Annotated in this window: 7 protein-coding genes and 2 pseudogenes; 3 read left to right on the plus strand and 6 right to left on the minus strand. The window is 70.0% G+C overall.

Features of this window, described 5'->3' with window-relative positions; all coding sequences use genetic code 11:
• Positions 1 to 32: 32 nt before the first annotated feature.
• On the minus strand, positions 33 to 836 hold the full coding sequence (locus AB0F04_RS33940) for an NAD(P)H-binding protein (protein WP_362048974.1): 804 nt from the start codon (positions 834 to 836) through the stop codon (positions 33 to 35).
• Between AB0F04_RS33940 and AB0F04_RS33945 the strand changes: the two genes are divergently transcribed.
• The gene (locus AB0F04_RS33945; protein WP_362048977.1) at positions 795 to 1595 is read left to right on the plus strand and encodes an AraC family transcriptional regulator; all 801 of its coding nucleotides are present in this window, start codon (positions 795 to 797) and stop codon (positions 1593 to 1595) included. The two genes, AB0F04_RS33940 and AB0F04_RS33945, sit on opposite strands and share 42 nt — an antisense overlap.
• An 89-nt stretch (positions 1596 to 1684) precedes the next feature.
• Here the strand turns inward: AB0F04_RS33945 and AB0F04_RS33950 are convergent.
• Positions 1685 to 1801, minus strand: a pseudogene (locus AB0F04_RS33950) (polyketide cyclase); the annotation flags it as partial.
• Positions 1802 to 2036: 235 nt separating this feature from the next.
• Positions 2037 to 3545, minus strand: a complete 1509-nt coding sequence (locus AB0F04_RS33955; RefSeq protein ID WP_362048980.1) for a cryptochrome/photolyase family protein — start codon at positions 3543 to 3545, stop codon at positions 2037 to 2039.
• A gap of 427 nt (positions 3546 to 3972) precedes the next feature.
• On the opposite strand from AB0F04_RS33955, the gene AB0F04_RS33960 reads away from it, so the two are divergent.
• On the plus strand, positions 3973 to 4620 hold the full coding sequence (locus tag AB0F04_RS33960; protein ID WP_362048983.1) for an HAD-IA family hydrolase: 648 nt from the start codon (positions 3973 to 3975) through the stop codon (positions 4618 to 4620).
• Positions 4621 to 5042: 422 nt separating this feature from the next.
• Here AB0F04_RS33960 and AB0F04_RS33965 read toward each other — a convergent pair.
• The 3 genes and pseudogenes from AB0F04_RS33965 to AB0F04_RS33975 form a co-directional block, all read right to left on the minus strand.
• A pseudogene (locus AB0F04_RS33965) lies at positions 5043 to 5240 on the minus strand (hypothetical protein); the annotation flags it as partial.
• 33 nt (positions 5241 to 5273) lie between these two features.
• Positions 5274 to 5627 (minus strand): hypothetical protein, encoded by a 354-nt coding sequence (locus AB0F04_RS33970; RefSeq protein WP_362048986.1) that lies wholly within the window; start codon positions 5625 to 5627, stop codon positions 5274 to 5276.
• 722 nt (positions 5628 to 6349) lie between these two features.
• Positions 6350 to 6922 carry a DUF6328 family protein gene (locus tag AB0F04_RS33975; RefSeq protein ID WP_362048989.1) on the minus strand — a complete coding sequence of 191 codons (573 nt, stop codon included), beginning with the start codon at positions 6920 to 6922 and terminating at the stop codon, positions 6350 to 6352.
• A gap of 252 nt (positions 6923 to 7174) precedes the next feature.
• Here AB0F04_RS33975 and AB0F04_RS33980 point away from each other — a divergent pair, with 252 nt between their 5' ends.
• Positions 7175 to 8491, plus strand: coding sequence for a phytase (locus AB0F04_RS33980; protein ID WP_362048992.1), 1317 nt, complete (start codon positions 7175 to 7177; stop codon positions 8489 to 8491).
• Positions 8492 to 8569: the final 78 nt, after the last annotated feature.

Raw genomic sequence — 8569 nt, forward strand, 5'->3', positions numbered from 1 at the left:
CCTCAAGCCCGAGCACCAGCTGCCGAAACGGATTACGGCATTGCCGCGAATGCCTCCCGGTGGTCGCGTGCCCACTGCTCGAACGTACCCCCAGGCCGGCCGAGAACCCGACGCACGTGGTCGGTGACGTAGGCCGCACCGCCCGCGCGAGCCCAGCGGATGCCGGTGATCACCCCGGCCGGCAACTGGTCGGGCGCCCCCGCGTCGGTGATTTCGACAGGCCGGCCCAGCACACGCTCCAGGATCGACGCCTGGTCCGCGAACGTCAGCAGCTCCGGCCCGGTCAGGTCGTACCGCTGCCCGTCGTGCGCGTCGCTGGTCATGGCGGCGACTGCGACGGCAGCCACGTCCCTCGGGTCGACGACGGCCTGCCGAGCGTCGCCGGTCAGGGCGGGGATCGGCTGTCCGGCCTGGATCAGCGCGCGGTACCACAAGAAGTTCGAGCCGAAGCTCGGCGGACGGAGCATCGTCCACGCCAGCCCGCTCGCCTGGATGGCCTCCTCCGCGGCGAGGTGCCAGGCGCCGACGGTCCCCCCGTCGAACCGCTCGCCGCTGCCGATGGCGGACAGCTTGACGATCTTGCGGACACCGGCCGCCCGCGCGGCCGCGAGCAGGGCGATGTCGTGGTCCGCGGTCGGCACGGGGGGCACCGTGACGAGAAAGACCGTGTCGACGCCGACCACGGCGCGGGCCAGCGACGCCGGGTCGTCGAAGTCGGCCCGCACCCCGCCGGGCCGCTCGCGACGGGACATCGCCCGGAACGGTACGCCCCGCTCGATGAGCAGACGGACCACGTGACCACCTATGGTGCCTGTGGCACCGGTAACAAGGATCATGCTCTGACGATGCCAGTGCTCTCACGCCGCCTGATAGGAGAATTCGGCACTATCGTGGGCCGCGTGAGCACTCCCAACCTGCCGCCCGGTCTGCTGCGTTGGATAGCCGGGATCGATATCGCCACCGCGTCCGGTTCGGCGGCGGTCGATGTGCCCGATCACGCCACCACGCTTGTCATGCGCACCGACAAGCACGAGCTGATCGTCATGGGACCCCGTACACGCGCCGCCTATCACGAGGCAGCGCCCGGCCACTCGTGCGTGCGGATCCGCCTGCGGCCAGGTCGTGCCCGGGCCCTGCTCGGCCGTCCGCTGCGCGATCTCGCCGACCGAGCCCTGCCACTCCACGCATTACCGGGCCTGGATGTCGACCGGCTCGCGACCGACCCGATCGCCGCACTCGAGAAGGCATTGGCCGACCGCCCGGAGCCGCCGGGACGGCTCGGTGAGGCGGCACGTCTGCTCGCCGGCGCCGGTGTCGCCACGACCGCGGCACGGTTGCACATCAGCGAGCGTCGCCTCCACACCCTGTTCACCGACGGCACCGGCCTCTCCCCGAAGCACTTCGCACGCATCGACCGCGTTCGCCACGTCCTTGCGGCCGAGGCCGGCCGGTGGTCGGACATCGCCGCGACGGCGGGCTACTACGACCAGTCCCACATGACGGCGGAGTTCCGGCATTTCATGGGCGTCCCACCGGCCGCTTTCCTGGCGGGCCGGCGTCCGGCCCCGACTCCGTGCACTGCGGTCGAGGCGTAGCCGGGCCGCTGTGGAAGCAGCACCCCGCGTCGATCGAACAGCGGTCGGGCCCCTTCTCGGCAGTCACGATGAGCCCCTAACCGCTCGCTCTCGATCCTCAGTACGCGAGGACTGAACTGCGGGTCGTTACGCCCGTCGGCGAGGTAGTCGAACACCGCCTCGACGGGCCGGTCGATCTCGGTGGTCGCTTCGAACTGCCCTGACATGCCCCTACGGGGGCGCCGGTCATCCCGCGAGGCGACAAGCAGACCACCAGGGTGCAGACCACGCGATGACACCGCGTCTCAAGGATTCCGTGCTGCTCTGCTGACGCGCTCCTGACACAACACGTTGTCGTCGGACTCACCTCCGCCCAGTCGACGGCCGCCACGGCCCCAGCGGGCGTGTCGGGTGGTGGCCGCCCAGGCGGGGGGGCGAGTACCGACCGCCACGCGACCTGTGTCACGGAGCCTGGTCCCCTCGGTGCCGCTCTTGACGCAGCACTTGCTCCAGGTCGCCGAGCCGGTCCAGACCCTGCACCGCGCGCCGCATGCGGGCATTGCCGGACAACCGGTGCCGGTGCCGGTGCAGGAAGGCCCAGTACCCGGCGGTGAAGGGGCACGCGCGCGGGCCGGTGCGGTCGGCGGGCCGGAACGCGCAGCCGCCGCACAGATCGCTCATGCGGTGGATGTAGGCACCCCCGGAGGTGTACGGCTTGGTGGTCATCCGGCCCCCGTCCGCGTACTGGGACATGCCGACCACGTTCGGCAGCATCACCCAGTCGTAGCCGTCGACGAAGCAGCGGTGGAACCAGTCGGTGACGGCGGCCGGGTCCCAGCCGCGCTGCAGGGCGTGGCTGCCCAGCACCATCAGGCGGGGGATGTGGTGCGTCCATCCGGTGTCCCGGACCTGGGCCAGCACTTCCGACAGGCAGCGGGCGGTGACCGCGTCCGCGTCGAGTTCGCTGAAGTAGGCCGGCAGTTCCCCCGTGTGACCGAGAGCGTTGCCGTGCCGGTAGTCCTCGCCGAAGTGCCAGTACAGCTGCCAGACGTACTCCCGCCAGCCCGCGACCTGCCGGACGAACCCCTCGGCGCTGTTCACCGGGACGGTGCCCTCCCGCCAGGCGACCTCTGCGCGTTCCACACACTCGGCGGGATGCAGCAGGCCCAGGTTCATCGAGGACGACAGCAGACTGTGCGCCATCACCGGGTCACCGGCCAGCATCGCGTCCTCGTACGGCCCGAAGGCGGACAGCCGGTGCGCCACGAAGCGGCGCAGCGCCGACAGGGCTTCGCGCCGGGTGGCGGGGAAGCGGCGGGGGCCGTCCCGCCCGACGAACCGCACCCCGTCCTCGCGCTCCCACCGGTCGAGGTCCCGGCGCACCCCGGCGTCGATGTCGTCCTCCCGCGGCCGGTACGGCCCCGGCACATCCAGTGCGTGGGCGCCGCGCGGCGGCGGCTCACGGTTGTCGTGGTCATGGTTGAACCGGCCCCCGGCCGGGCTGCCGCCGTCCATCAGCAGGTCGTGCCGCGCACGCACCCAGCGGTAGAAGTTCTCCTGGAGCAGCCGCCGCCCACCCAGCTCCCCGGCCCACTCGGCGAACTCCTCGTGCGAGACCAGGAAGCCCCGGGCGGGCAGCACCCGCACCCCCGGCAGGGAACGCACCAGCCGCAACGCCGCGTACGAGGTGGGATGGCACACGGTCACCGGAGCGTCGCCCACCGCCCGGCGCAGACCTTCGCGATAGGTCTCCGCCCGCACGTACGTCACGCGCTCACCCAGCTCCGCCGCGCGGTGCCGCATCGCCGCGAGCACCAGATGGGCCTTGGCGCGGTGAAAACGCCTGCGCCGGAACACCGACCTTGCCTCGATCATCACCACGGGTGCCCCGGGCTCGGGGCCGTGCTCACCGGCGGGAGTGAGGAAATGCGGGCCGAGCTGGTCACCGAAGAGCCAGTGCGGGGTGGGCATGGCCGGAAGCCTTCCGCCGGAGGTGGGGCACGCGTACGGGCGATGAGTCCCCGCCGGACCGGCACCGGATGCGGTCCACCGGCGAGCGTCCCCCGATCGGATGCCGGTGAGTAACGCGTGGACCGGGCAGCCCGTGGCACGAGCGGCCTTCGGCTGCGACCGCGGCCACGGAACCGAGGCCCGACGTCCACCGCCGCTCCCCCCGGCAGCGGACCGGGGCCGAGAATGGCCGGCAACATGAAATCCGCGACGGCCCGTTGCCACATTCCTCCCGACGCCGTCGGACAGAAAGGCTCATCGAGGGCGTCGAGGCTTCATGGACGGGGCGAGGCCATCCCCGCCAACGGCCCTCGAACTGTCCAGCAATCGCCTGCCGGCTGCCTGGCATGATCGACGCGTGACGAGGAGACCCGGGAGGCCGGACCGTATGAAGTACGTCCTGTTCGATGTGGATGGCACGTTGATCGACGCGGTGAGCAACCAGCGCCGCGTTTGGGAGAACTGGGCGCTGCGATACGGGCTCGATGCGGACGAGGTCTACCGTGTGGCCCTGCGGACGCGGCCGCTGGAGACGTTCGCCCAAGTCGCTGCCGACCGTGACCCGAACGAGTGCCTGGCCCTGCTGCACGAGCTGGAGGACGAAGACGTCCGATCCGGCGTCTATGCGGCCTTCGACGGCGCGTCGGACGTGTTGCGCGGCCTCCCGCCCCGGGCCTGGGCGCTGGTGACCTCGAACTACGAGCACCGAGTGCGCGGCCGTTTCCTGAGAACGGGTCTGCCTGTTCCTGACGTGATCGTGGACGCAGCCGCTGTAGAAGAGGGCAAGCCGTCCCCCGTGCCCTATCTGCGGGCCGCTGCTCGGCTGGGCGCCGAGCCAGGAGACTGCCTGGTCATCGAGGACGCCCCGTCCGGAGTGCAGTCCGGGCTACGCGCAGGGATGACGGTGTGGGGCGTGAACGCCGCTGCTGCGGTGGAGGGAGTGCATCGCCACTTCGTCCATCTGCGCGATGCAGTTCCTCACATCCTGGCCAGCATGGCTGGTCCACAGGCGGATCCCGGCGTGAGCCCGTCGTAAGGCCTGAGACTGTCCGGCCGTGCCAGAGATAAGAAACGGGTTGGAGGCGGGGCGCGGCGTCGTCCCCGTCGTGGAAGCGACGTGTTCGTGCCGGGCGCGACCTCGCTTCCTTCGCTGATGCTCCCGAAGAGGTCAGCTGTCACAGCTCGCCGGTCGACGGGCTCTGCGACCGTAAGGCGTCGGTCAGGTGCACTTGCCGTTGTCCGAGTCGAAGTAGATGTCGATCGAACCGCTCCACGTCAGGCACTGCCCGTCGTCGGGGACGTCGGCTGCCTTGCGGCGGGTCGACTTCATGATGTTCCCCCGGTTGTGGTCTGAGCCAATGCGTCGGAGACGGCGGGTCGTTGCCGTCCACGCATCATGAGACCCGTGGTGCTTCGTCACCGTTCTGTCGCCAGTGTCACGGCGGGCTGAGGCGAACCTCACAGAAGTCGTGGGGTATCCGAGGAACGGACGAAGTCGCCGAGCCTCCGGAGGCCATCCTCGCGCAGGACGATCCGAGGATTGACGTGTCGCAGAAGGCCACGTGCACGGTGAGCGGCGGCCACGCACGCCTGGTCAACATCGCTTCGTTCGTCGTCCACCCGCGCGAAGGGGCGGTCGTTGGCGTGGTCCACGAGGGAAGCCGACCATGGACCGTGTGGGCGCCCGCCCTAGATTTTGGGTCCGGGGTTCCTGGGCTGTCCTCCCATGCGGTGATCGCCCCAATCGATGCCGTCGTCGTACTCCTTGCTCGACGCGAGCCCGAGGAACCCGAGGAGTGGAGCTGCGATGAGGATCGCTCCGCACAGGCTGCCGATCGCCACGTAGGCTGCTGCGGCGATGACGGCCCAGAACAGGATGTCGCACACGAGCCGCGCCCACAGGGGGAACGGAGAGCGCCACGCGTGGTAGCGGCGGTACATGCGCACGAACTTGCCGGACACACGCTTGGAGCGGCTCTCCTCTCTCCGGCCTGGCATCGTCGTGTGGCCGATGCCGTGCGGACGCCCTTTCTTCTTGCCCATGGAGCTTTTGGTCCCTTCGAGGGGTTCTTGAGGCAGGCAGTTCTGGCCTCTGAAGCGTGCAGCGGTTGTTCAAAGCCCGATGCAGCCGGGCGAGAACGGGAGGCTGCGCAAGCACATGACGGTCAGTACTCCGGCCGCAGCAGCGGCAGCCGTGACGAGGTTCCTGCGCAAGAGGGCGCGCTCCCGATGAGTGAGCGGGTGGTGTCGCTTGCGAAGGACATGCCCCCTGGTCCGGCGGTTGCGGAGCAAAGGGACCTTCACCCGTTCGGATGATGCGAGGTCCGTTGTGGAGGGAGCATGTCGCGCAACCATGGACCACGCCGACGGGTGGGCCGACGCCCCAGCTTGCAGGACCTCTGGACGGCCTGCACCGGGACGCGTGCACGACCCTTCGAGTTCGAGACGCGCTGCTGGTCGCGGGAACACCCACTGCGGGCGGGAACGTCCATGGTTCCCGCGATGCCGGCGCCCTGCCCACCGGCCCCACAGTGGAGCCGTCGATCAACGGGTGAGCCGCTGCTGACGGAGGCGTTCCGCCGCCGCAAGACGCTCGGCGACGCGGAACTGGAAGCGCTCAAGGCCCCCGGCCGGGGCGCCTGGCGTGGTGACAGGCGGGAAGGCCCGCCAATGCTGACGGTCTGCCGCCAAGAGCGTCGGGCCATGGGCTCGCCCCCCGCTCACGACCACCGACTACCGCGCCGCCGGAGGGAAGGACGGCAGGGTCATTTACGCGTCGCGTGCCGGGAGCGTCGGTCGGCACGGCGGCGAAGATAGAGCGGCAGCCCGTACCAGCACAGGCCGAACCACAGCATGACGCCGGTGACCAGCACTTCGGCGAGAACTCCGGGAACGACGAAACGGAGTATCAGCAGGAGCGTGCAGCCGATGGTCAGGGCGAGGAGGACCATGCCGCACATCATCAAACGGCCGGCGATCTCCACCACGTCGTCCTTCATGCGCTGACCGGACAGGAAGCGGTGGATGGATACCGGCGCTATGAGGGATCCGGTGGCCGCCGCACCGAGCACCACGGTGGCCACGTAGATGCCGCGGTCCAAGGCCTCCAGCTCCCTGAAGAGCGGTGTGAAGGCCACGCTGAGCAGAAAACCGAAGAGAATCTGCACGCCGGTCTGGGTGACCCGCGTCTCCTGCAGAATCTCGTTCCAGCGTCTGTTGACCCGTTCATGCGGCGTCTCGGGCGATTCCCTGTCCGGTGTCGCCCGCGGGCTGTCGTGCCCCGCGCAGCAAGTGGTGTTGTGGCCTTCTGGCTCGACGGACCGCTCCGTCATGGTCATGGCATCCTCCCCACGTCAGAGACACCGTTTGCCCCGCCTGTGAGGGTTCCATGCAGGCGCAGAGAGAAGAGGAGGCGCCAGCGGCGGCGGAAAGACACGGGGTATCCCGGAGCTGCCCGCAATGGAGAGATCATGAACGGCAGTAGGCGTGCGCCGTCTCGTCGGTGCTCATTCGTACAGATCGACGCCTGGTGCGCGCAAAGTTGTCTCCGCATCATGGGCATGTTCACAACATCGACCCAGGGAGCGCCAGTGAGATCGCATCGCCGCTTATTCCCAACCGTTGCCCTCACCGCGGGCGCCGCCGTGTTCGCTCTCCTGGCCCCGACCCAGGCCGGAGCGGATGGAGGAAACCTGCCGACGGTCACGCCCGTCGGCGAAACCCCCGCACTCTACGACGACGAAGCCGGCGGCAACTCCGACGCGGACGACCCGGCGATCTGGCGCAACCCGGACGAGCCCGGCCGCAGCCTCGTCCTCGCGACGGCCAAGGAAGGCGGCCTCCGCGTGTACGACCTGGGCGCCCGCTTGGTGCAGTCGCTCCCCGCGCCGTCCCCGCCCGCCGAGGAGGATGCTCCGGGCCGGTTCAACAACGTCGACCTCGTCACCGGTCTCCGTACCGCCACCGGCCGGGCCGACGTCGCCGTTGTCAGTGACCGTGGCAACGACCGGCTGAGGATCTACCGCATCGACCCCCGGCGGCCCGGCGGCCCGCTGACCGACATCACCGACCCGGCCGCAGCCCCGGTCTTCTCCCGCGACCAGGGCGAGATCAACGAACAGCGCACCGCCTACGGCCTCGCAACCTGGCAGGACAAGACCACCGGGCGTTCCTACGCCCTGGTCAGCCGACGGGAGCGGACGCGCCTCGCACTGGTAGAACTGCAGCCGACCGCGAACGGCACCGTCACCTACCACAAGGTCCGCACCCTCGACCTGCCCTCCTCCTTCCGCCTCCCGAACGGCACCACTTGGTCCCCCTGCGCGGAGCCGGGCGAGCTCCCGCAGATCGAGGGCATGGTGGTGGACCCCGCCACCGGCATGCTCTATGCCGGCCAGGAGGACGTCGGCATCTGGCGGATGCGCGCCGACCTCACCGCCAGGCCGGCCCTGGTGGACAAGGTCCGCCAGTACGGCGTTCCCGGTGTCTACGACGAGGCGACCGAGGAGTGCACGGCAGGCGCAGACCCCGGCTACGGTGGCGAACGGCTGTCAGCGGACGTCGAGGGCCTGACACTGTTCCAGGAGCCGGACGGCGACGGCTACCTCTTCGCCTCCAGTCAGGGCGACGACACTTTCGCCCTCTACGACCGCGAAGTCAGCGAGGGCAACGAGTACGAGGGCGGCTTCCGTGTCGGTGCGGCCTCGACGACCCTCGACGGCGCGGAGGAGTGCGACGGCGCCGCCGTCCTGAACGCACCACTGGGCAGCCGTTTCCCGAACGGCCTGCTGGTCGTCCAGGACGGGCACGAGACCCCCGACCTCCCGCCCGGCGAGGCAGGCGCACGCCCCGCGACCGGCTTCAAGTTCGTCGACCTCGGCGACGTGGCGGACGCCACCGACCTGTAGCAGACCGCAGTCACCGGCCTGGCGTCCGGGTCCGGGCCGGCAGCTTTGCCGCGCCGTACCTCAATCGTGCCGCCGACC

Source organism: Streptomyces sp. NPDC029041 (assembly GCF_040637515.1).
Classification (GTDB): domain Bacteria; phylum Actinomycetota; class Actinomycetes; order Streptomycetales; family Streptomycetaceae; genus Streptomyces.